Here is a 22670-nt window from a genome sequence, read left to right on the forward strand (position 1 = left end):
GAGGTGAATGATGACAGAAAGAGAAAACTTTAAGTCCCGTCTAGGTTTTATCTTGATTGCAGCTGGATGTGCCATTGGACTTGGCAACGTGTGGCGCTTCCCGTTTATTACGGGGCAGTACGGCGGTGCCGCTTTCGTTTTGATTTACCTCTTCTTCCTGTTGATTTTTGGGTTCCCGATTCTCGTGATGGAATTTTCTGTGGGTCGCTCGTCTCAGCGCGGTGTGGGCCGTTCGTTTGCTATCCTTGAAAAGCCGGGGCACAAGTGGCATTATGCAGGCGTCCCGATGATTGCGGGTAACTACCTCTTGATGATGTTCTACACGACGGTGACGGGGTGGATGCTCTATTACTTCTATCGCATGGTGACGATGGGCGACCTCATGCATTTGTCGCCTGCCGAAGTTGGTGCTGAATTTACGAATATGCTCGGAAATGGCCCCTTGCTCTCGTTCTGGATGGTTGTGGCGACATTTGCTGGGCTTTCGATTGTGGCGCTTGGACTCCAGCGCGGTGTGGAACGCATCACGAAGACAATGATGTCTGCGCTCCTTATCATTATGCTTATCTTGATGATTCGCGTGCTCACGCTCCCGGGTGCGGGCGAAGGCCTCAGGTTCTATTTGCTGCCGGATTTCGCAAAACTCAAGGAAGCGGGAATCGGTGAGGTTGTGTTTGCGGCGCTTGGTCAGTCGTTCTTTACGCTGAGTATCGGCATTGGCTCTATGAGCATTTTCGGAAGCTACATCAAGAAGAAACATTCTCTCTTGACGGAAGCCGCCCACATTTGCGTGCTTGATACAGGTGTCGCTTTGATTGCTGGGCTTATCATTATTCCGGCGTGCTTTGCGTTTGGACTCAAGCCGGATGCTGGTCCGGGGCTTATTTTTGCAACGCTCCCGAACGTGTTTGCGCAGATGCCAGCAGGCCGTATTTGCGGTGCGGCGTTCTTCCTGTTCATGTCTTTTGCGGCTCTTTCGACGCTTGTTGCCGTGTTCGAAAACATTGTTGCTTACTGGATGGATGTGCGCAATGTGGAACGCAAGAAGGCGGTGAAGTGGAACTTTGTCGCAATTACGATTTTGTCGCTCCCGTGTGCGCTCGGCTTTAACGTGCTTTCGGGCTTTGAACCGTTTGGTCCTGGTAGCTGCGTTTTGGACTTGGAGGACTTCCTTGTTTCGAATACGCTGTTGCCGCTAGGTTCGCTTATCTTTGTGTTGTTCTGCAATTCCCGCTATGGCTGGGGGCAGTTTAAGTTCATTGGCGAAGCAAATCTGGGTGTAGGTATGAAGTTCCCGAAGTTGAAGATTTTGCACCTTTACTTCAAGTGGGGCTTGCCGATTATCATTTCTGTGATTTTCGTGCTCGGCTACATGCAAAAGTTCGCACCAAGCTTGTACAACAAGATTTTTGAATAAAATAGTTTAGCTAATCGCTTGTCATGCCCGCCAGAATGAACTGCGCGGGCGTTGTTTGTATGTCATGCCCGCCTCCGACTCCGAGCGGGCATCACCTTTTTAGCCGAGCAAAACAGTTAATGTTATGATTAGGAAAAGCGAAATTCCGGCATAGATTCCGCCAAGCAGATCGTCTGCCATGACTCCCCAAGCTCCGGGGAGTTTTTCCATTTTATGGATGCCAAGCGGCTTGAGAATATCGAAAAAGCGGAACAAACCAAATGCGATGGCGAGAATCCAAGGGCTGTGTATAATGACATCGCTCGGAACGAATGCTAGTGCCATGAAAATCCCGCAGACTTCGTCAATCACAATCCAGCCGGGGTCTTCAGTGCCGGTATCCTTCATCGCTTTTTTCACAAATGGGATGGCTGCAAAAAAAACGAATAATGCGGCTGCAAGGAAGGTCAGGCTTATGAGAATGCCAAAATTATCGCCCCCGATGTAGAAAACTTCGTCTTGCCCTAAGTGCGATTGTGAAAAAATTGCTATGGGGTAGGCGACAATTGCTGCGGCGAGGCTTCCCATGGTGCCGGGCGCTTTCGGGCTCATTCCCGAACCGAAAAACGTCGTAATCAGCGTAGAAATCTTGTCTGTCTTGCGCCATTCGTGCGGAACGCGCTTCTTGCCATACTTTTCTTTAAGTTCTTGTTTATTCATTATTCCTCCGGCGGCCACGGCAGTTCTGCAACTTCCTTTTCTTTTTCTTCGGCGGCGGCGCGTTTTTCGTGCCAGCGTTCAAGTTGTTCCTTGAATGCTGCGCGTAAGCGTTCCATGCCGATGTTCTCCTTGGCGCTAATTTGGATGGCGTCAGGATAGTTCTGTAAAAGTTCCGTGCGGCGTGCTTCGTCGGCGACTTCGACCTTGTTGAAAACGCGAAGGCGCGGCGTGTCTTTGTCGATAATGCTTTCGAGCGTCTTGTGTGTGACTTCCAGATGGTCGCGGTAATCCGGGGCGCTTCCGTCAACGACTTCCAAGATGCAGTCCGCATGGGCGGCAACGCCGAGCGTGCTCTTGAACGTTTCTATCAAGTTGTGGGGGAGCTTGCGGATAAATCCGACGGTATCGGAGAGGATGATATTTTCACCATCGAGATAAAGCTTTCGCGTGGTGCTATCGAGCGTTGCAAAGAGTTTGTCTTCAACGTAGACGTCAGCACCCGTCAAACGGTTTGTTAGCGTAGATTTGCCTGCGTTCGTGTAACCGACAATGCCGACTTGAAAAATGTCTGTGCGTTTGTCGGCTTGCTGTTCGCGTGCATCTTCGATTTTCTCAAGCTTTTTCTTGAGTTCCTGGATGCGCTTACGAATCATGCGGCGGTCTGTTTCGAGCTGCGTCTCGCCCGGCCCCTTGGTGCCGATGCCGCCATTGTGCTGGCGGCAAAGGTGCGTCCACGCACCGGTGAGACGCGGCATCATGTACTGCAATTGCGCGACTTCGACCATCAGGCGGCTTTCCGCAGTCACTGCGTGTTTTGCGAAAATATCGAGGATAAGACCGGTGCGGTCGAGAACCTTGATGCCGGGCATGCGTTCTTCGAGATTGCGCACTTGTGATCCCGAGAGGTCATCGTCAAAGACGACCATCTTGGCATTGTCTTCTTCGAGGGCTCGCTTGACTTCATTCACCTTGCCTTCGCCAATGAGCGTTGCTGGGCTAAAGTTCTGAACTCTTTGTAAAAAACTCCTGGTGACAATAGCGCCTGCGGTTTCTGCAAGTCGCCCCAGCTCTGCGAGCTGTTCGCCAGCAAGCCAAGAACGAATCTTGGGAGTGGCGATGCCCACTAGAATACAGCGTTCCTGTTCTTTCTTGTTTTCGACGGGATTGATGCCTTTTTTTCTTGGTTCTTCCATATATATAGTAGATCGTAAGTTGCTTTAATAATATATCAAAAATTAATCGCCCTTTGGCGGTGAACTGTTTTTGAAGTGCGTATTCTATAAGATGTTTATGTAATGCGTTGTTTACTTTCTCTTATGCTGTTGTGAAAATTTCAATGGCTTTATTTATGTTGTTTTGGATTTATTGATATTTTTATTTGTATACAAATTACTTATTTGTAATCTTTCGTTAATTGTGAACTTAATCACTTTAAAAATTATATACTAAATTTAAAGGCACAAAATAGGACGAGTGAGTATGAGGAAAAATATCTGCCTTGGTTTGGGGGCTACGCTTGCGTTTGCTGTAAGCGTGTACGCTCAAGAATACAAAATTAATAAAGTAGGAAGCAATGAAGAACAGTCATTCAACGTTTTGTTGAATCAAACGGCTGTAACTCAGGCTGCTGCGGGTACATGGCTCGACGTGACGCCGATTGTTCCCGACGGAAAAGTCTTTAAGGGCTTTACTGTCTATGATGAATACGGCATGTTTCCGAATCAGCAGCGAGTTTCTACTACAACGAAAGAAGAAACGCGTTTCTTGATGCCTGATCATGATGTATATGTGAAGGCTTCGTATGAATCGTTACGTTATTCACTTGTTGTGAATAGTACAGATAACGGAAGAGTTTTAATTACATTTAACGACCGCACTCGTGACCGTACAAAGCCGGGAACGAAGGTGACTGTAACGCCGAATCCATCAGATGGTTATATCACCGAATCTATCACCGTAAGCAAGAAACAGGATGATAGTACATTTGTAGATTGTGTTAAGGATACCGCACGTGTCGACGGAAGTTGCTCTTTTGATATGCCGTATTTCGATGTACTCGTTTCGGCAAATTTCGTGCCTATAGCATCTTCGAGTTCGAATGTTGAAGTTGTTTCGTCCAGTAGCGCAGAAGTATCAAGTTCTAGCGCGGAGATTGCTTCGAACTCTTCGAGTTCTCGCAATGACGTTTTAAGCTCTAGCAGCGATGTTGTATCTAGCTCTAGTGCTGCTGCGCTTTCTTCGAGTAGCGATGTTGCCGCTTCGTCCAGCAGCGCCGTGGAATCAAGCTCTAGTGTAGTTCCGGCTTCTAGCAGTGATGTTGCTGTTTCGTCCAGTAGTGTTGTGGCTTCTAGCTCCAGCGTTGCTCCTGCTTCTAGTAGCGCCGTAGCTTCCAGTTCTAGCGTGGAGATTGCTTCGAACTCTTCGAGTTCTCGCAATGACGTTTCAAGCTCTAGTAGCGCAGTTGCTTCTAGCTCTAGTGCAAAACCAGCCTCTAGCAGTGCTGTAGCATCGAGCTCCTCTGCTAAAGCAAATTCTTCGAGCAGCGCAAAACAGTCTAGTTCTAGCGCAAAACCGGCAAGTTCATCGTCTAAACCTGCTTCCAGTAGCGCAAAGTCTTCTTCTAGCATCGCAGATGTTGTTGTCGAAGCTGTAGCAACTGAAGAAGATTTGCCGAGCTGCACCGTCAAGCGCGAAAACATGACGTATTACGTTTCTACTCTTAAGGCTGTTTTCGTTTGCCATAACAGAATGTGGACCCGCTACAATCCTGGTCCTAACGGTTTGCCGGTAATTGCGTTTGCTCCGAAGTTCTCTGCTGTTACTAATGGCCGTAGCCTTCAAATTTCTGGTGCAAAGGTTGGTTCGCTGGTGAGTTTGTTTGATATGCAGGGCCGCGTGATTTACAGTAGTCTTGCCAATGTTGCGAACTTCTCGATGAATGTACCTCGCAGCGGTTCTTACTTGCTCCGCGTCGGTACGCATCAGAAAGTCGTGAATATCCGATAAATTTTGCATAAACCTCTTTGAAAAGACCTCGCTTCGGCGAGGCTTTTGGCGTACTTTGTACGCCTTTTGCTGGGCTCGGAAATGGGTGTGCAAGCACCCCCGCTTCGCTCGCCTTTTTGCAAAAGTTACTATCTTTGCACCCGTCAGGGCCTATCATCCAGGTAGGTTCCTAGTCCGGCCAAAACACGCCTCTTGGGCACGGCCGATAAAGGATATATAATGGCAAAGAAAGTTCAGGATGCCCTCAAGGACATCATTTCCCTCTGCAAACGCCGCGGCTTCATTTTCCCCGGCTCCGAAATTTACGACGGCCTCGCCAATACTTGGGACTACGGTCCGTATGGCGTGGAACTCAAGCGCAACATCAAGAATCTCTGGTGGAAGAAGTTCGTGACTTCCCGCCACGATGTGCTTGGTCTCGATAGCTCTATTCTTTTGAACCCCCGCGTTTGGAAGGCTTCTGGCCACGTGGGTAACTTCTCTGACCCGCTCGTGGACTGCCTCGCTTGCCACGAACGTTTCCGCGCTGACCAGCTCCTCGAAGAAAAGCTTGGCGAAGGCTGCTGCGCTGGCAAGAATTTTGACGAAGTTCACCAGATGATGGTGGACAACAAGATCGAATGCCCGACTTGCGGCAAGACCGATTGGACAAAGCCGCGTGCTTTCAACCTCATGTTCCAGACTGAAATCGGCGTGATTGAAGGCGAAGGCAACAAGGTTTATCTCCGTCCGGAAACCGCTCAGGGTATCTTCGTGGATTTCCGCAACATTGTCGATAACGTCCGTCCGCGCATCCCGTTCGGTGTCGGTCAGATCGGTAAGTCTTTCCGTAACGAAATTACTCCGGGTAACTTCATCTTCCGTACTCGCGAATTCGAACAGATGGAACTCGAATACTTCTGCGAACCGGGTACTGAACTCGACTGGTACAACTTCTGGCGCAAGTACTGCTTCGAATGGCTCGTGAACGATCTCGGCGTGAAGCGTGAAAAGCTCCGCCTCCGCGAACATGCCAAGGAAGAACTTTCTCACTACAGTAACGGCACCACCGACGTCGAATACGAATTCCCGTTCGGCTGGGGCGAACTCTGGGGTATCGCTTCTCGTACGAACTACGACCTCACGCAGCACCAGAACGAATCCAAGGTCAAGCAGGAATACATCGACCCGGTCCAGAACAAGCGCTACATCCCGTACGTTGTCGAACCGTCTCTCGGTGTGGAACGTTTGCTCCTCGTGCTTCTCTGCAACGCTTACGAAGTCGAAAAGCTCGAAAACGACGAACGTACTGTGCTCCACTTCGATCCGAAGGTTGCTCCGGTCAAGGTTGCCGTGCTTCCGCTCGTGAAGAAGGGCAAGGTCAAGGAAAAGGCCGAAGAACTTTACCAGAAGCTCCTCAACCGTTGGAACGTCGAATACGACGAAACGCAGTCCATCGGTAAGCGCTACCGCCGTCAGGACGAACTCGGCACGCCGTTCTGCGTGACTGTTGACTTCGACACTGTTGGCGAGGGTGAATCCGATCCGGCAAAGCTCGGCTACGTGACTGTTCGCGAACGCGACTCCATGAAGCAGGAACTTGTCGCTATCGATAAGCTCGAAGCTTACCTCTTCGAAAAGCTCGGCTGTTAATCAGACGCCCCAAAAAGCTTAAAAAAGAATCCGTTCATTGCGGGTTCTTTTTTTTGTTCGAATTTTTAATGAAAATTATTTGCTGTGTAATGATTTGTTGTTGTCTATAATTTACAAGAAAAATAAAGCATGGTATTTAGATAAATATATATTGATTAAATGAATCAGGTACGACCATGAATAAGAAAATCTTGACTCTTGCATTATCTTCCTTTTTACTTGTCGCTTGTGGCGAATCTTCTAATGCAAGTGACTCGTTTAATGCAAATTCTGTTGAAGCAGGTAATTCTAGTTCTTCTGAAAAAAATTTAGTTCTTGATGATTCTGCACTTTTGGAGTGTGAAAGGTCTTTGCCAAGTTATTCTGATGATGAATTGCTCATATCTGATAAAAAGTTAAAAGATACAATTTGCTTTTATGAAGATTTTGCCGTTAAAGATACCATATGTTGTTTTGGTGAAGTAGGTACATATCTGTTGAAAGACGAAAATGGCGAATTTATAAATGTAAGTTCAGATTTTGGGGTTGCTTTCAAATATGATACGTTATTCGCTTCAATTGAGCCATCTACAGTTCATCGCTGCATGGCGACTGTCGGAAATGAACGTTATAGGGCTGTCAAAATAGGTTCACAGACTTGGTTTTCTGAAAATGCAAAAGGTAAGGGCCGTTGCTTAAATGATGACGACGAAAACTGCAAGTCGTTTGGTTCATTGATGTCTTATGATAAGGCACAAGAAGTTTGTTCTGGTGATTATCGTTTGCCTACAAGTGTTGATGTCGAAAAATTGATGCGTTCTGTAGGTGCCAAAGTTGAAATTTCATATACCAGGGATATATGTGGTGAAATTCCTGGTGAAATTCGTTATTATGAAGTACCGTTGTTTGTGAATAATCAAGATTCTTCAAAAAATGATAATATTTATAGTTTTTCTTTTCAAGTTGATAGTGGGGTATATGACAAAAATTTTGAAGGTAACTTGGCTTACTTGATGGATAAAGCTTGTTTCTTTTTACAATCTGACGAAAATGCAAATTTTCGAAACGCATTTTGTTATGATGTCAATGGAAAATATGCTGTTGTTACAAAAATGGGAAAAGAATCTGAACTTTATGTACGTTGCATCATGAAATAGTTTCTTTTTTGAATAATTTCTACTGAAATTTATTATTTTGTAATAGATGGAGGTGCGAAATTGTATTATTTGATGCTTTTGCTTGCGATTGTCTGCGAAACGGCGGGGACTACGCTTTTAAAATTCTCGGAACAGTTTACACGTATTGTGCCAACGGTTGCTTCGCTCGTTTGCTATATAGCTGCGCTCTATTTTTTGAGCGTGTGCTTAAAAGCTATTCCGATTGCGATCGCTTATGCGATTTGGTCTGCACTCGGGGTTGCATTTATTACTATAATCGGAATTGTAGCCTTTAAGCAGGTGCCTGATATTGGCGCTTATATTGGCTTGTTCCTGATTGTTTCGGGTGTAGTTGTGTTGAATCTGTTCTCTAAAATGGATGTGCATTGATGAAAAAATTGAAGTTGTTGGCTGTTGTTGGTGTGCTTGCAATTGTCGCTTGTACGGATGAAAATTCTTCTCAGGTATGGAACTCTGCGGAATCATCATCTAGCGTGTTTTCTTCATCAAGTGCGCTGAGCGCAGACACTGTTTGGCATCAGGCAAATCTCACGTGGTACACTTCTTGGCCGGAACCGGATAGTGAAGAATGCATTGAGTACAATGGCTGCACCTGGGCGGGTTACTTTGCTGGCGTTGAAGGTCAAATGACCGAAGAATGGGTGAGTCAGCACAACATCATTGCTGTTCATGAAAAGGATTGGGAGAAGTACAAGTTAAAAACGTTCCGGTTGCGAATGAACGGTTCGACGATTGACGCCGTTGTTTATGACATGTGCTCCGATAGCGATTGCGATGGCTGTTGCACCGAAAATGCCGGCGAAATAGGATTCCTCATCGACATTGAAAAATACACGCGTGAACGTTTTGATGGCAATGGCGATGGCGTTGTCGAATGGACTTGCCTCGATTGCGAATAAAATTTGAGAAGGATGATAAATGAGATTGGTTGGGCAGAAAATTTCTATTGCATTGCTCGCATTGTCTTTTGCGGGCTGCGCTGGTTCAAATCAAAATGGGACGCAGCAATCCCTGCATCGACAGCCGCTTGATGAATCTGTCGAAGTCTCTATTATACCGGCGTCTATAATTCCGATAATTCCTGAAAAGGCTGAACATGTGAATACGCTTCTGTTGTCTGGATCTGCATCCAGTAACGAGGAAGGCTTTAAAGCTGTGGCTAGAAAACAAGGTGCCAACTTTGTTTTTGTAAAAAAGACTGGCGAGTATTATGGCGCTACTGCGTCTGTAGTTGACTTGTACTATCTTCCGGAAGAGGCTCACAAATGAAACAATTGAGCCTTTTGATATTGTTATGGACGATAGTCGCATTTGCGGGAGCCTCGTCGAATAAAAATTTTGACGAATTTGAAAAAAGCCTGATGCTCAATGCCCCAGCCGAGAAGGAACAACCGGGTCTAAGCAAATTTGAACAGAGCCTGATTGCAGAATCTTCGGATATGGAGCCGATTTACAAGGTTCGTGATAATCTTCTCGAATCCTTGAAAGGCAAGGACTATCCCCAAGTCTTAAAACTTATGGATACGCTTTCGACGATGGAATCTCGTATGGTCATTCCATTGAGCTCTATTGAAAAGGAAGTGATTTATATTGAAATTCAAAAATATGATAAATTGCTTGATTATCTCGTTGAATTTTATCGAGGTGTTTATGATACGTCACGCTACGAACAAAATGTTGTGTTCGCGTCGCAAGATGGTCTAGAAATTTATCTGCAACAACGGATGCGTGAACGCACTGCGTTTAAAAATGAATTTTATTCACTGAATGAAGAAGTCTTAAAAAAGCTCCCGAAGCGCAAACGTGATAAACTCAAAATGTTGCTCTTGCTCCCTGAAGCGTACAAGAGCGAAAAGTATGGAACGATTGTTCTGCATTTGGCGGAATCGCTTATTGCAGATCCTTCGAATGATCCTGATGTTTCGTGGATAAAGAATTGCATTTATTTGCCTCTTTCAAGAATGGATCCTACGGAATTCATGTTGCAAAGGCGTAAAGAGCAAAAAGAGAATGTCATACAGGAAAAATTGTATTCTGGCGGATTCGGTGTGAATGCGCTCTTTATCTCATTGGGTGGTGCGTCTGGTTCCAAGAATTTCTATAACAAGGACCGTTTTGAAGCTGAAAATTTGCCTATCAACATTGAGCTGTATGCTCAAATTATGCGCTTTGCAATTTTAGGTGAACTTGTCAATAATGGAATGATGGGGAGCCATACTTATGAGTTTGGGCTTGGCTTTGTAGCGTATGACAGTCGTTATCTTAAAGTGCGTCCCTATCTTGCTTGGGGTAAGTCGTTCATGGAAATGCGTCCGAAAGATGACGAGTGGGTGGCTTATGGCAATGATTCTGGCCCGATGACTTTTACTGCGGCCGTGAACGTAGATTTTAAGTTCATTACGGCGTATCTCTTTTATGCCGATCGCGCGTTTGCAAGTTTTTCTCTTGTAGGCAAACTTGGCTTTTCGAATATTGAGTTTGATCATAAATATGTTAAGGGCGAAACGACTAGCTTTTTCTTCAATCTTGGACTTGGAATTTATTTGTGGTAAATTATGAAGTTGCGAATTCTTCTTCTTTTATTTTTGTTTAGTGTTGTTGCCTTCTCGCAGCCATCCAAGAAAGAGTTGTATGACCGTGCTCGAGATGTTCTTCGAAAGTCTTTGGAAAGTCGCGACTTGGAACGCGCCGGTGAAGCTTTGGACTACTTGAAAACGAATGTAGAGAATGGCGCTCCGCTTTCGGAAGTTGAAGAGTATTTGGTGAATCTCGAATTGGGTCGATTTGAGGATGCTCTTATTTTCTACGGTGAAATTCATCGGGATATCTTCGATAAAAATTATACGCGCCCTGTTGTAAGTCGTATTGAAACTGAAGATTTGTTAAATCGTTATTTGTTACGAACAAATCAAATGGAAAAACAAAATATCGATTCATTATGTGTTCGTATAGATGCTTCGGAAGAAAGGCTAGAGTACAAACTTTTGCACAAAACTCTTGTTTATTTGGATTTTGTTACCGCTCATTCTTCTACGACGCAGAACGGGAACGATATCGTTGTATTGAACTATAATGAGGAATTGTCTTCTATTGAGGAATTCCTAGCGTTAATGAAAAAATATATTGAGGAGTATCCTTATTCGGATCATGCTAAGTATTTGAAGGATTTGTTTGTTGAGCCTTACCAAAAATATTTGGATGAGCAAAAACAGTTTAAACAGGATCCTTGGGGACAAAAGTATTATACGGGTGGATTTGGATTTTATTTGTACACGGGCTTTGGTTTTATGACAGGCGAGGCGAGTGATTATCTAAAGTATGAAACAGATTCACCCATTATAATTGGCTTGGATTTTCGTGTAAAACGATTTGATTTGAGCTTGTTCTGGTCGTTTGGTTATATTACCGGATATAATTTTAATAAGTGCGATGTTGATTTGAGGCGGATGTCATCGCAGGGGGCTAATATTTTTGGACGTGAAGGCTCATGGGCGGTTGGCGCCAGTCTTGGATTTGTCGCTTACGATTCTAGATATTTGCGTGTAGAACCTTTTGCCGGTATATCTAGCTTGATGTATGATCACCTTGCAAGTACAACGCTTGTTCCAGAATTTATGTTGGGCAATAATGTCGATTTTCGCTTTTATGCAGCCCAGCCTTCTTCTGTAGGGAATATGTCTTACTCGTTCTTGTTGCGCTTTAGGTACATGTTGCATGTAGGCTCTGTTAAAGAACATTGCTGTAACAATGGCAAGGATTTTAGCGCAGTTAGGCATACTTTTGCATTTGGCATCGGTGCGGAACTTTGGTAAATTATGAAAATACGTTGTTTGTTTTTCGTAATGATGCTTGGATTTGCGGCAAGCCTTTGGGCTCAAGAATCGCAAATGGTTTCCAAGAAATCTTTATTCTTGCGTGCTCGCGAAGCGTTGCATAAATCCTTAAAAAATGAGGACTATGAACGCGCTGCGACCGCTTTTGATTACCTCAAAGAAAATGTCAGCGTAGGCGCTCCGCTGGAATTGTTTGAAGAATATTTAGTGAATATGGAACTCAAGCGTTTCGATGATGCAATCGCGATTTATACGGATGGCAGGCGCGCATTCATGGATTCTGCATACTCGAAGAAATTTGAGATGCGCTTTAGGGAAGACGATGGCTTGAATCTCTATTTGTATAGGCATCTTTCGCCGTTTGAAAAGCCTATAGCGGATTCGTTGATTGCTCGCGTAGATTCTTCAGACATCAAGCAGGAATCTAAAGATTTGTACAGGACCTTGCTCTATTCCGAAATTCTGTTGGGTTATAAAACATTGCGCTCTTATTCTTCAGATTCCGTGCGCTACATGTATTATATCAAGGATACGACTTGTGCCGAGGCATTTTTAATTGCGGCTCAAAATTTTGTTCAAGATTATCCTTCTTCAAAACATTCTTCTTATTTAAAGAACCAGATAATTCCGTTTGTTCAAAAGATAATGAATAAACATCGCTTGTATCGCAAGGATCCTTTTGCGCATAAATATTATACAGGTGGGAGTAATTTGTATGTGTACAAGTGGCTTGGTACTTTGAGTGGGGAAGGTACGGACTATTTGAATAGTAAAATGGGAACGTCGTTCATGATTGAATTGTCGCTACGTTCTTGGAGAATCAGTTTGAACGGCTACTATTCTTATGGCTTGATTACTTATTTAAAGCCAGAATTTAAAGGTACTTCTGATGGCGATAGCGAGGAAGATGTTACTTATGGCTTGAATTTGGGCTTTACCGCATTTGATTCTCGCTATATTCGCGTTGAACCGTTTTTAGGTTATTCGAGAACAAGTTTTGAGAGTGCGGTAAATGCTGAATCTTCGGATGAATTTGCGTTGGGAACAAATGTCGATTATCGATTCTGGTCAACAATTCCGAGAAACGCTTTCAGCTATTTGACCTTTTCTTGTTTATTGCGCTTTAAGTATATGGTTCAGTTCGGTTCCTTTAAGCAGGAAGGCATTGGGAACAATAAAAAGTTTGGAACTGTTCGACATACGTTTGCCCTTGGTTTGGGCATAGGGGATTGGTAATAAAAAAGCTCGGCTTTTAGCCGAGCTGAATTTTACTTATCGCATGTTTTAAAGAAGCAACTGCGAGCGCCTGTGTGGCAAGCGACCTGCGGTCCCTTCATTCGCACCTTGAAAAGCAGTGCGTCAGAATCACAGTCAGCGGCCCATTCGACGACTGTCATCACGTTTCCGCTTGTGTCGCCCTTGTGCCAGTATTCCTTGCGGCTACGGCTCCAGAACACCATTTCGCCACATTCATGTGTGCGGCGGAGTGCTTCTTCGTTCATCCATGCCATCATCAGTACGTCACCTTTGTCGGCATCTTGAACGATTGCCGGTGCGAGTTTTACGCCACCGAATTCCACTTCGAATTTTACTTCTTTGATTAAATCTTCAAATTTCATAGTAATTTACTCTTTATTCATCTTGTGTCATTCTGAGCGGACCCTGGAGCCGCAGGCGATAGGGGTAGTCGAAGAATCCAGTGAGTTTTGCTCTGGATCCTTCGGAGCGTTGCTCCTCAGGATGACGCGCATCTGTATTATCCGCGAACCTGTCCGTTGCCACGGAGAATCCACTTGTAGCTGCAGAGGCTTTCGACGCCCATCGGACCGCGAGCATGGAGCTTGTCGGTGGAAATTCCCACTTCGGCACCGAGACCGTATTCGCCACCGTCTGCAAAGCGCGTGCTGGCGTTCACCATGACGCTGCTGCTATCGACATTTGCAACGAAGTAGTCTTGAACGCTTGCATCTTCTGCAACAACAGCTTCCGTGTGGCGGCTGCTGTTCTTTTCGATGTGGTCGCATGCTTCTTCGACGTTGTCCACGAACTTGACGCTTGATTTGAGAGCGAGGTATTCGTGATGGTAGTTGCTGTCGTCACCGATGTCCTTGATGCGGCTGTCGTGCGATTGTGCGTCCTTGTTGCCAAAGAGTTCCACGCCGCGATCAGCGAGGCAATCAATGAGTTTCTTGACGTTTGCATCATCGATATGGCGGTCAATGATGACGCATTCCATGGCGTTGCACACGCCGGTGCGCTGCGTCTTGGCGTTAATCAAGATGTTTACTGCTTTTTCCATGTCTGCGGACTTGTCCACGTACACATGGCAGATGCCGTTGAAGTGCTTGATGACAGGAATCTTGCTCTGTTCCACGACTGCGCGGATCAAGCGTTCGCCACCGCGAGGAATCACGAGGTCGAGGCAATCGTTGCGCTGTAAGAGCATGCCCACAAGGTCATGGCTCGTTTCGGTCACGAGTTGCACAGCGTCCTTGTCGACGCCATTTTCTTCAAGAGCCTGGTGGAAAATCCCGGCGAGGCACTTTGCGGAGTTGAGCGATTCTTTTCCGCCACGGAGAATTACGGCATTGCCAGCCTTAAAGCAAAGGCAAGCTCCATCAATCGTCACGTTCGGGCGGCTTTCAAAAATAAAGAACACAGAACCTATCGGCACGGCAACACGGCTAATCTTGATGCCGTTCTTGAGTTCACGAGATTCAAGAATGCGGCCGAGCGGGTCGGTAAATGCAGCGATTTCTTCGGCACCCTTAGCCATCGATTCGATGCGGGCGTCGTTCAAAGTCAGGCGATCCATCTTGGAATCGTCGAGTTTGCCGGCGGCGGCTTCGAGGTCAAGCTTGTTGGCGGCGAGAATTTCCGGCTTCTTTGCACGGAGGATTTCTGCAACACGTGCGAGTACTGCAGCGCGCTTTTCAGCGCTCAATGTACGAATTTTCTTGCTCGCGTTCTTTGCGTTGTTGGCGAGCTCATCAGAGTATTTTTCCAAATTAACGTTATTCTGTGTCATAAACGCAAATATAGAAATTTAATAAGTGCTGCACTGGATCCTTCGTCCCTTCGGTCCTCAGGATGACGTATTGCAACGAAAAAGTCCCGCACTAGGGCGGGACTCTCGAATTGGTGATAAAGCCGAACCAATTACAGCAAGTTCACGATTGCCGTGAACAGCGCATCCGAAAGTGCGTTTGTTTCCAATCCTTCAATCACGCTGAACTGGTTGAACATAATCTGGCCATTGCCAAACGGCACAAGCTGCAAGTCCACACCCGTCTTGATTTCGCCATCCTTGAGCGTTACAGAACGTGCATAAACCTTTGCTCCAGCGAGCTCGTTCAACGAAATGCCCGGCATTGCCGATGCAGAGTTGTGGTCGAGAACGCCGTTGCCGCCGAACACAGCGAGGAGCGGGGAATCCTTCGGCAAATAGTGCAAGCTGAATTCGTTTGCGCCAGTTGTCCAGTGAGCTTCGATGTTGTGTTCGAAGTGATGGCTCTGGTTCAAAAGATCAATATCTTCAGTCGTCATATCAGAGAGTAGCAGCGTCTTGCCGCCCTTCTTCGTGACTTCGATAATCTTGTCCAAAATTTCATCCGGCCAAGAACTCAAGTTTGCAGTGAAGATAATTTGTTCGGAACCATCCAATGCGGCGAGCACATCGCTCGATTCGTCATAGTTATCCAAGAAGCAAACCTTGCTCATGGCTTCCTTCACGTCGGCCTGTTCAATGACAATCAAGTCTTCCAAGCTGGAGTGGACTTCCTTGCCGTTGTCCTTGAGCGTGAGCTTGATCTTGTACATGCCTGTAGCGCGCGGTGCCATCAACGTGCAAATGCCGAGTTGTGTAAGAGTCTTCTTGTCGGCTGGTTCTTCGGGCGTAACCTTTTGCGTGTTCAGCACCTTTTCCTTGCTGTCAAGAAGCGACACTTCGATTTCTACATCTTCCAAGCGGCTGTTGTTCAAAAGCGTAAGCTGGAAGCTGACTTCGCTCTGCGGAGTCGCAACATGTTCCAATTCGCTGATGAGCACGCGGCTCGGGGCCGTGATTTCGCGGGCAAAGTTCTGGATGCCCTTGGACTTTCTGTTTTCGTCGTTGAAACCGCTAAAGTCCGTACCGTTGTCGGCCCACTGGTCAATGAAGAACCCTGCAATCTGCGGGTTGCTCTGGAATGCCGTAATCTGGTCGTACTTGCTCTTGAGTGCGATGCGGTAAACATCGGCGTTGAACGATTCGAAGTTCGGCCAAATCGAAAGCTTGCTATCCGTAACGAACGTTTCCACAGACTTGAATTCGTTTTTGATGGCCTTCTGGCTCTTGATGCTACGAGGACCGGCGATGGTGGTTGCGCGCTTCGGGAACAGCGTGTTGTTCTTGAGCGTCACCAAAACCTTGTTTTCGATATCGTTCAAAACAGGTTCTTCTTCGTCCTGGAAGTGGCTATCGCCGAGGCCCGTATCCGGAACCATGAGTTCCGTGTCTTCCTTGTCCAACATGTGGGCGAGGTAGTGCGTGTAAGTTGCACTCGGGTTTTCGCGCGGGTTCACGCGCATTGTCGCGTACTGCGAAATGCGGTCGATAGAAACCGGGATAATCTTACCCGTGTCCTTGTGGAAATTCGCTTCGTTGTCGAGGTAAATACTGTTGAAGTTGCTGATAGCCGGGCGGCAAGTGTCGATCGGACTAATCGCATTCAAAAGTTTGTTACCGTTTTGGAGCATGAATGTTCCGTTTTCGGAACCGAGAATCCAGGCTGCGATACATGGATGGTTGTGCTGGTCACGCACCATGTCGTTGATGAGCTTCTTCGTGATTTCGAGACCCTGGGCGGTAGAACGCATCGTGTGGATCGGGAATTCCTGGAATACGAAAAGACCAATCTTGTCGCAAATATCAAGAGCCGTGCTGCTGAGCGGAGCGCCGCAAGAACGGATGATGTTGAAGCCTGCTGCCTTGACTGCGTTCAAGTCCTTTTCCAAAGCCGGGTTCTGGTCGGTCCAGAGGCCACCTTCGCTCCACTGCTGGTTGTAGCTCACGCCCATGAGCTTCACGATGGAATCGTTGATGTAGTAGTCGCCCTTGAGACAATCGAATTTGCGGAAACCGAAAGTCTTTACCACAGGGAAGGTGTATTCCGGAGCCTTGCCCTTTGCGCCCTTGATTTCGAGCTGCATTTCGATGGCGAACAAGTTCGGATGTTCCGGACTCCAGACGCACTTGTCTCTCTTCCAGTCCTTGATGCCGAGTAGGAACTTTTGCGTGGCGTTTTCCTTTTCGAGCTTGATGTCCTTGAAGAATTCGTAAACGTCGCCGTTCGGGTTCTTCATGAGGATGCGGAGGCGGGATTGGTAACCGCGCGGGTTGTTGAAGAATGCTTCAACGGAAACACGTTCCTGGTCCATGTCCGGTTCGACGTGGATATCCGAGATGAAAGCTGCGTTACCGAGAATCAAATCGACGTGACCGCAGATACCACCATACGGATACTGCGACCAGGGGAGACCCACCGGCATTTCGCCCGGGTGAGCGTAGCGGTCGTTTGCGCCTTCCTTGCTCTCGCGACCGAAGTCAATGCGGCTGTTCGTTGCACCCATGTTGGCCACGCGGATGCAAAGGATATTTTCTTCGCCGAGCTTGATTGCCTTTTGAGTCTCAACGACAAAGGACGTGTAGGCACCAAAGTGGTCGCCAAGAAGCTTACCGTTCAGCCAAATAGTTGCATGTGTTGCAATCTTTTCAAAACGGAGGAAAATACGCTTCGTGACTTGCTTTTCGTCGTCAATCGTGAATCTCTTGAAATAAAAAGCGCAGTCCTGTGCCATCAAAAGCTTGTCAAATGCTCTTTCCCAAATGTGGGGAACGCTAACAGTCTGTGTCTTTTCAGGATACGTTGCATACCAACGATTGGAGATGCCGGTATCTTCTGTGTCCCAGATCATCTGCCAGTCGCCATCAAGGCTAATAATTTTGCTCATTAAAAGAATCCTTTATAAAATTCCGAAGAAAAGATAGCAAATTAGGGATTAGGGATTAGGCGCTAGGGGGTGCGAAAGCGTTCAAAAGAGGCGTCTTTACTTCAGAAAATAGTAACAAAAAGAACCGTTCTAGAAAAGAACGATTCTCGTAAGTTTTTTATAAATGAGTCGGATCAATAAACTATTTTTCGCGCTGTATTGTCGCTTTGTTTTTTCCCGATTGCATCTCGGTTGCGCTTTTTTATAACGGCTCCTTTGCGCATTCGTGTGCTTTTTATGGATGAAGTGTTTGGATATACAAAAAACTCACCTCTAATCTCTTCAGAACTGTCATATCTGCAATCGAATTCAGACCAGATGTATTGGTAAAGTGCTGAGTATCCTTTTATAAAAATTGAATCAGAGGGCTTAATTTGGAAACTCAATGGAACAAAAATCCACGAAGAATCTAAGGCTTTGGTCATAGGGGATTCTTTTGAAGATGTTGCTTTAAAGTTGCGTAAAAGAATTCGATGTACGAAAGTTAAAGGCTTGTCATCGGCAATAGAAAGAATCGCTCGTTTGTAAGAAATTTTTCCATTTTGTAAAACGACTTCTATAATTGCTGAGTCTACTACGGTATCAACAATTCCCGAAATATCGACCGTATGGCTAAGGCTTGGTTCGTTACTGACATTTGTCGTGTCTGTAGGCTGAGTTTGTAGCTGCATCCCTTTGACATAATCAATTGTATCATGAGTGATAAGGGGGGAACTGTAATAACAGTCGTGATGACGAGTCATTGGATCTTGTCCAACTTGAGCAAAACTCAAGGTGACTGTAAATAAAATGATAAACAAAGAACGCATATAATCTAAATATAATTTTTTTTTGAAAATAAATGAAAAAAAATTTTTGTTTGCAAAATGTATAGGAAATATAATAAATTTGTTCCTATTATGAAATACTTTATCTTTATCTTATTTGTTTTTTCTGCGGCCTTTGCTGCTGAATCTCCATTTTCTCGTATTAGAATTACCGCTTATGATTCCGACGGAATACCATCGGAAGAAGTCCATGACGTTTCTATTTGCCTAGAAAGAAATCCTACAGCGGAAGAAAAACGAAAATATGAGGAAGTGATTGGTTTCTATGCCGATGGCATGTACGAGGCTACAAATGGAGCTAACTTTATTGGTAATGTGATTATTTATTCTGGTTCGAAAAATTGTTCAAATACAGATATAGATTGGAATAAATCGGGGCGGTGGCCTGGTGCTTCTGGTTCTTTTTATCAAGGGTGGGGTGGTATTGGTGTTTCTGATATTTGGTTCGATGGCTATAACCATTATCCCAAAATGGATGATGAAAAGGAAAGATTTAATTTTGGTATAACTTTAGTCCATGAAACAATGCATTTCCGTTATGGAATAGATGATGACTATTCGAAAACATCTTCTGAAAATTTTGGGGTACGTTTGATGGCTGATCCTGCAAAGGAAGTGATTACTGTTTCCCTCTTGAATTTAGATGATGAAAGCATCTATCGCTTTAAAACATGGTTGCTAACAACTTTTTCAAATGGAGCCCCTGTGTATTTTTTTCCTATTAAAGATGGACGAGTTCCTGAAGGGCTTGATTTAGGACCTGTTCCTTTGGGACGCGAGAAAGATTTTGGACATTTTGTAACGGATTATTTTATAATTGACCAAGTAGACGCTTCGCTTTTGGATAATGGTATTTATTCTTTTAAATTGAAAAAGTCCAATGGAGAACGTGTTGTTATGAAAGATTCTGGTTTGGATGCTTGGGGCTTTGATCGCCCTGATAATGTTGCTGTTGCTCATTCTTTAATGAATTATCAATATGATGTAGCTACATCTTCTATTTGCGATCCATACAATATTCAATGGCAGTGGGCTAATTTAAGCACATCTTTTAACATCAATCCTAGTTCACCTTTAAGCATTTGTTGTAGAGATGCGGATGGTAATTTATTGTCTGCATGGGATATTCTGACTCGAAATCCAAAGACTAATTTGGTAAATGGAGTGTATCCGGGTGATGATTTTAGGTATTGGTATAGGTCGCTTATAAAAAAGAAACCTAAAGAGACGGATGTTTTTAGGACTAAATCATTTTTGATGAATTATGATGAATACACAGGAAAAACTTTAGCTGGGTATGCAGAGTGGGTGCGTGATGAAACTTGTGGTAATGAAAAAAAATATGATTTGCCTTATATGAAAGTAGAACTTGCTGGTCGATCACCTTCTGAGTATCGGACGGAAACTCATAAACATTTGAATATTCAATGGCTAGATGAATCTAAAATGGAAACGATTGTACTTATTGATCGTTCTTCTAGTATGTCTAAAGTTTTTAAGGATCATCTAGGGAATATTATAAAAAAGAATGAAGGTGGAACGATGAAAAAAATAGATATGGCTCGTATGGCTGCAAAATTTGTTTCTCAGGGATTTGTTGATTTATCTTGGACGCCGAGTGCATCTGATGAAACTAAATCAAATGTGTCTGTTGGAGTTTATGCTTTTAATAAAAATCTTTTTGATGTATATGCAATACAGAAATCTCCTAATTCTGATGATATAGATATGAAAATAGATGGCGTTACGACTAAAGGGGCTACAGCTTTATTTGATGCTGTTTATACTGTTTTGGATTATTTTTCGGATAATCCTGCAAGTAAAAAAATGCTGTATGTGATTTCTGATGGATTGGATGTGTCTAGTACGCATACTAAGGAAGAGGTAATTCGTCGCTATAGAAATAAAGATGTTGCGATTCATACTTTTGCATATGGGAATGATGCTGATGTAGAATTACTGTCTTCAATGGCGGCCGAAACAAACGGTTCTTTTTATGAAGATGATGCTCGATTCCCGTTAAAAATAACAGATGTCGTGTCTACAGCTCTTTCTTCGTTTCCTGATAATGAGCAACTGATGTCTGCTTCTGTTGCTGCTAATCAAACATCTGCTGAAGTTTATGTTCCGAGCAGGACTAAATATGCTAAGATTTATGGATCCTATAAAGGAACCGCGATTTCTACTCCTGTTGAAATTATTTCAAAATCGGGAACTGTTTTACCGATGTTGATAAAAAACAATGCGTCTTTGAATGAAAATTATTTCGTGGCGGAAGTCGATTCTATAACATTGGCAAATTTGTCACAGTCGGTTATTAAAGTGAAAAACAAGTTGGTTGATGAAATAATTGATTTAAGAATTATTGCTACGAATGAATATCATGAACATTCCTTGAATGTGAAAATGACTCCAATGGGGTCTTTTGAATGGCCTGTTCAAAAATCATTTGTGGCTTCTGTTCGTAAGAATGAATCCTTGCTTGCTGATGTTGCTTTTTTTGGAAAATTGGTTGATCCAGATGGAGTTGCTCAAACATTTACATTGCGTGATGATGGTAGAAATGGCGATTTTCGTGCGGGTGATGGTATCTATTTTGCGACACTTCCGCCTATTAACAAAAATGGCCCTTATCAATGGGAAATTTTTGCTTCAAATAAAAATGGTCGCGCTCATACAACTCGGGTTGGTTCTTCTTTACCTGCTTCTTATCCGTTTGTTGAAAGGATTGATTATACTCCATTTGAGCTAGTCCGTAATGGTCAATTTGTTGTTCGTGGTTGCTGTAAAGATGAACCTTCGGAAAAATTGATACAACTTCCGCCGGAGACTCGTGTGAATGCGTTCTTGCAGTCAGGAAGTGATGAAGATCGTTTTGAAATTATCGGAACGCAGGTGGGGAAAAGTTATTCGTTGCGTTTGAGTTCTATGGATTTGTCTTCTTTTGATAAAATCCAGGTGTATTCGGCTGTGAATAAATCTGTTCCTGTTTACTCTGTTGATGTGAATCAGGGGAATAACAATGGCTATGTTACTATCCCGCTTGCTGCAGAATATGCCTTGCCTGGTTATATTATTAGAGTGATTGGTTCTAAGTCAAAAGGAGCAAATTATGATTTGCTTTTGCTTGAAAGAAGTTATGCTGAATTTGCTGTTGGTAGGTTTGAATTTGAGGGCGATTGGCATTCTGTAGAAACGACGGTATCCTTAGATTCTAAGACGAAAAGTGAAGGTATGAAAAGTTTGGTAACTCCTGCAGGTTGGAAGATTGTTGAAAGTAGAAACATATCTTCATCGGATTTTGAATTAGTTGGTGAAAAAATGAGTTTGGACGTTTATGTCCCGCTTCATACGCAAAATGTTTATTGGGTTGGCAGCGTTGAATTGTGGATGTCTGTGCCGTCATCCAATAAGCGGATCCAAATTGGTCAATTGCAGGATATTCAACCCTATTTTGGAAATTGGAAGTCTTATGTGTTTGATGTGCCTGCGCAGGCTCTTGAACTGCTTGCTGAACCTCATTCAGATATACGTTTTCAAATTGTTTTGAATTCTGCGGATTATATTTGGATAGACAATCTTCGTTTTGCAGGAACGATGGCTCCAAATCCGGTTAATAAGTGGATTCCTCTTTGCCCTGAAGATAACGGATGCAATTCAACAAAACCCTTACGATTGCATGTTAATGAGTCTATTAGTGTTGTTGCGGAAGGTGACTTGTGGGTTGAAATTGTTGGTTTCCCGAATGATTGGACTCCCGCAAAGGTACATGTTGGCGTTTCTGCTGAGGATGGTGCTCCGCTGACTGGATATATGACTTTTGAAAGTGAAACGATACCGTTCACTGGCTGGTATTCTGAAAACTCTTTTGATTTCGTTCCAGGTCAGCGTTATTTGCTAAAACTATATAATCTTGGTGGTCGTCCGTATAGATTGAGTGCTTGGACAACGGGAGAATTGTTGGGGGTTGCTTCGTTGATTAATCAGAAAAATGGCTACTATAACATGAATTTTTTGTGCTATAATTGATAAAATAGGCTTTTAGGGGCTTTTTTAGCCTTTTTTACTC

General features: G+C 44.4%; 17 protein-coding genes. 11 read left to right on the forward strand and 6 right to left on the reverse strand.

Going from position 1 to position 22670, the window contains the following annotated elements:
• Positions 1-10: 10 nt before the first annotated feature.
• Positions 11-1417, forward strand: a complete 1407-nt coding sequence (locus tag BUQ91_RS04460) for a sodium-dependent transporter (RefSeq protein ID WP_074208297.1) — start codon at positions 11-13, stop codon at positions 1415-1417.
• A 99-nt stretch (positions 1418-1516) separates the two neighbouring features.
• Here the strand turns inward: BUQ91_RS04460 and BUQ91_RS04465 are convergent, their stop codons facing one another.
• Both BUQ91_RS04465 and hflX read right to left on the reverse strand, forming a co-directional pair.
• Positions 1517-2116, reverse strand: coding sequence for a phosphatidylglycerophosphatase A family protein (locus tag BUQ91_RS04465; protein WP_074208298.1), 600 nt, complete (start codon positions 2114-2116; stop codon positions 1517-1519).
• Complete coding sequence (gene hflX, locus BUQ91_RS04470; RefSeq protein ID WP_074208299.1) at positions 2116-3309, reverse strand: GTPase HflX; 1194 nt, start codon at positions 3307-3309, stop codon at positions 2116-2118. The genes BUQ91_RS04465 and hflX overlap by 1 nt, the downstream gene beginning before the upstream one ends.
• A 286-nt stretch (positions 3310-3595) precedes the next feature.
• Here hflX and BUQ91_RS04475 point away from each other — a divergent pair, with 286 nt between their 5' ends.
• The 9 genes from BUQ91_RS04475 to BUQ91_RS04515 all read left to right on the forward strand — a co-directional run bounded on the left by BUQ91_RS04475 (position 3596) and on the right by BUQ91_RS04515 (position 12980).
• Positions 3596-5122 carry an InlB B-repeat-containing protein gene (locus BUQ91_RS04475; RefSeq protein ID WP_074208300.1) on the forward strand — a complete coding sequence of 509 codons (1527 nt, stop codon included), beginning with the start codon at positions 3596-3598 and terminating at the stop codon, positions 5120-5122.
• Positions 5123-5341: 219 nt separating this feature from the next.
• A complete protein-coding gene (locus tag BUQ91_RS04480; protein WP_074208301.1) occupies positions 5342-6754 on the forward strand; it encodes a glycine--tRNA ligase in 1413 nt (470 codons plus the stop codon).
• 176 nt (positions 6755-6930) lie between these two features.
• Positions 6931-7890: an FISUMP domain-containing protein gene (locus tag BUQ91_RS04485; RefSeq protein ID WP_074208302.1), complete on the forward strand. Its 960-nt coding sequence runs from the start codon at positions 6931-6933 to the stop codon at positions 7888-7890.
• Positions 7891-7950: 60 nt separating this feature from the next.
• The gene (locus BUQ91_RS04490) at positions 7951-8280 is read left to right on the forward strand and encodes a DMT family transporter (protein ID WP_254842243.1); all 330 of its coding nucleotides are present in this window, start codon (positions 7951-7953) and stop codon (positions 8278-8280) included.
• A complete protein-coding gene (locus BUQ91_RS04495) occupies positions 8280-8810 on the forward strand; it encodes a hypothetical protein (protein ID WP_074208304.1) in 531 nt (176 codons plus the stop codon). The genes BUQ91_RS04490 and BUQ91_RS04495 overlap by 1 nt, the downstream gene beginning before the upstream one ends.
• Before the next feature lie 19 nt (positions 8811-8829).
• Positions 8830-9180, forward strand: a complete 351-nt coding sequence (locus tag BUQ91_RS04500; RefSeq protein ID WP_074208305.1) for a hypothetical protein — start codon at positions 8830-8832, stop codon at positions 9178-9180.
• Positions 9177-10463, forward strand: a complete 1287-nt coding sequence (locus BUQ91_RS04505) for a hypothetical protein (protein ID WP_074208306.1) — start codon at positions 9177-9179, stop codon at positions 10461-10463. The genes BUQ91_RS04500 and BUQ91_RS04505 overlap by 4 nt, the downstream gene beginning before the upstream one ends.
• Before the next feature lie 3 nt (positions 10464-10466).
• The gene (locus BUQ91_RS04510; RefSeq protein ID WP_074208307.1) at positions 10467-11723 is read left to right on the forward strand and encodes a hypothetical protein; all 1257 of its coding nucleotides are present in this window, start codon (positions 10467-10469) and stop codon (positions 11721-11723) included.
• Between the two features lie 3 nt (positions 11724-11726).
• The gene (locus BUQ91_RS04515) at positions 11727-12980 is read left to right on the forward strand and encodes a hypothetical protein (RefSeq protein WP_254842244.1); all 1254 of its coding nucleotides are present in this window, start codon (positions 11727-11729) and stop codon (positions 12978-12980) included.
• A 32-nt stretch (positions 12981-13012) separates the two neighbouring features.
• Here BUQ91_RS04515 and hisI read toward each other — a convergent pair whose 3' ends face one another.
• The 4 genes from hisI to BUQ91_RS04535 all read right to left on the reverse strand — a co-directional run bounded on the left by hisI (position 13013) and on the right by BUQ91_RS04535 (position 18583).
• Positions 13013-13363 carry a phosphoribosyl-AMP cyclohydrolase gene (gene hisI / locus BUQ91_RS04520; RefSeq protein ID WP_014545150.1) on the reverse strand — a complete coding sequence of 117 codons (351 nt, stop codon included), beginning with the start codon at positions 13361-13363 and terminating at the stop codon, positions 13013-13015.
• Between the two features lie 137 nt (positions 13364-13500).
• Positions 13501-14772, reverse strand: a complete 1272-nt coding sequence (locus tag BUQ91_RS04525; RefSeq protein ID WP_074208309.1) for a glutamate-5-semialdehyde dehydrogenase — start codon at positions 14770-14772, stop codon at positions 13501-13503.
• A 131-nt stretch (positions 14773-14903) separates the two neighbouring features.
• Entirely contained in the window at positions 14904-17735 is a 2832-nt protein-coding gene (locus tag BUQ91_RS04530) for a glycoside hydrolase family 2 protein (RefSeq protein ID WP_074208310.1), read from the reverse strand.
• Between the two features lie 173 nt (positions 17736-17908).
• Positions 17909-18583, reverse strand: a complete 675-nt coding sequence (locus tag BUQ91_RS04535) for a hypothetical protein (RefSeq protein WP_139299688.1) — start codon at positions 18581-18583, stop codon at positions 17909-17911.
• Between the two features lie 90 nt (positions 18584-18673).
• On the opposite strand from BUQ91_RS04535, the gene BUQ91_RS04540 reads away from it, so the two are divergent.
• Positions 18674-22630, forward strand: coding sequence for a vWA domain-containing protein (locus BUQ91_RS04540; RefSeq protein ID WP_074208312.1), 3957 nt, complete (start codon positions 18674-18676; stop codon positions 22628-22630).
• Positions 22631-22670 lie beyond the last annotated feature (40 nt).

It is taken from the genome of Fibrobacter sp. UWB11 (assembly GCF_900143015.1).
Taxonomy (GTDB): domain Bacteria; phylum Fibrobacterota; class Fibrobacteria; order Fibrobacterales; family Fibrobacteraceae; genus Fibrobacter.